Below are 1,680 nucleotides of genomic sequence, written 5' to 3' on the forward strand. Positions count from 1 at the left end.
AGTACGATCTGGACCCGGCCACCATGGCCAAAGAAATCCGTGGCTGGGCGGAAAAAGGCTTCCTCAACATCATCGGCGGCTGCTGTGGCACCACCCCGGAGCATATCGCTGCCATGGCTGAAGCCGTGGCGGATTTACCGCCGCGCCAGCTTCCCGAGATTGAGGTAGCCTGCCGACTGTCCGGGCTGGAGCCATGCACCATCAGCAAGGATTCCTTGTTCGTCAATGTGGGCGAGCGCACCAATGTGACCGGCTCCAAGCGCTTCCTGCGCCTGATCAAGGAAGAGGATTACGACGCTGCTCTGGATGTGGCCCGCGATCAGGTGGAAAACGGCGCCCAGATCATCGACATCAACATGGACGAGGGGATGCTTGAATCCGCCGAGTGCATGGTGAAATTCCTCAACCTGGTGGCATCGGAACCGGAGATTTCCAAGGTGCCGATCATGATCGACTCCTCCAAGTGGGAGGTGATCGAGGCGGGTCTCAAATGCATCCAGGGCAAGGGGGTGGTGAACTCCATCTCCATGAAGGAAGGCGAAGAAGCCTTCCTGCATCAGGCGCGCCTGCTGCGTCGCTACGGCGCCGCCGTGATCGTCATGGCCTTTGATGAAGAAGGTCAGGCTGACACCCGCGAACGCAAGGTGGAAATCTGCACACGGGCGTACAAACTGCTCACAGAAGAAGTGAACTTCCCGCCGGAAGACATCATCTTCGACCCGAATATCTTTGCCATCGGCACTGGCATCGAAGAGCACAACAACTATGCCGTGGACTTTATCGAAGCCGTAGGGGACATCAAACGCACCCTGCCCCACGCCATGATTTCCGGCGGGGTCTCCAATGTCAGTTTCTCCTTCCGTGGCAACGACACCGTGCGCGAAGCGATTCACGCGGTCTTCCTCTACTACGCCATCAAGAACGGCATGGACATGGGCATCGTCAATCCCAGCATGCTGGCGATTTATGCCGACATCCCCGAAGAACTGCGTAACGCTGTGGAAGACGTGGTGCTCAATCGCCGTGAGGACAGCACCGAGGTTCTGCTGGATCTGGCGGAGAAATACCGTGGCAGCGGTGCAGAGAAGGTCAAGAAGGAAGACCTGGCCTGGCGCGAATGGGAAGTGGAAAAGCGCCTGCAGCATGCCCTGGTCAAAGGCATCGCCGATTACGTGGAAGAAGACACCGAGCTGGCCCGGCAGAATGCGACCCGCCCCCTGCATGTAATCGAAGGCCCGCTCATGGATGGCATGAACGTGGTCGGTGATCTGTTTGGCGAGGGCAAGATGTTCCTGCCTCAGGTGGTCAAATCCGCCCGGGTGATGAAGAAAGCAGTGGCCTATCTGCTTCCCTACATGGAAAAGGAAAAGGAAGAGCTGGGCACCCAGGACGAAGCCAATGGCAAGATTCTGATGGCCACGGTGAAAGGCGATGTCCACGATATCGGCAAGAATATTGTTGGCGTAGTGCTGCAGTGTAATGGCTACGACGTGGTGGATATGGGCGTCATGGTGCCCTGCGAAAAAATCCTGGAAACCGCCAAGGCCGAGAAGGTGGATATCATCGGTCTGTCGGGCCTGATTACTCCGTCACTGGAAGAAATGGTCCATGTGGCCAGCGAAATGCAGCGACTGGGCATGAACCTGCCATTGATGATCGGCGGGGCCACCACCAGCCGCC

General features: G+C 57.7%; 1 pseudogene. It reads left to right on the plus strand.

The annotated features are described in order from the left end of the window. Positions 1-1,680 (plus strand): annotated as a pseudogene (locus B3Q33_RS03560) (dihydropteroate synthase); the annotation flags it as partial.

Origin of the sequence: Alcanivorax sp. UBA3183 (genome assembly GCF_002364155.1) — a bacterium.
Classification (GTDB): Bacteria; Pseudomonadota; Gammaproteobacteria; order Pseudomonadales; family Alcanivoracaceae; genus Alcanivorax; species Alcanivorax jadensis.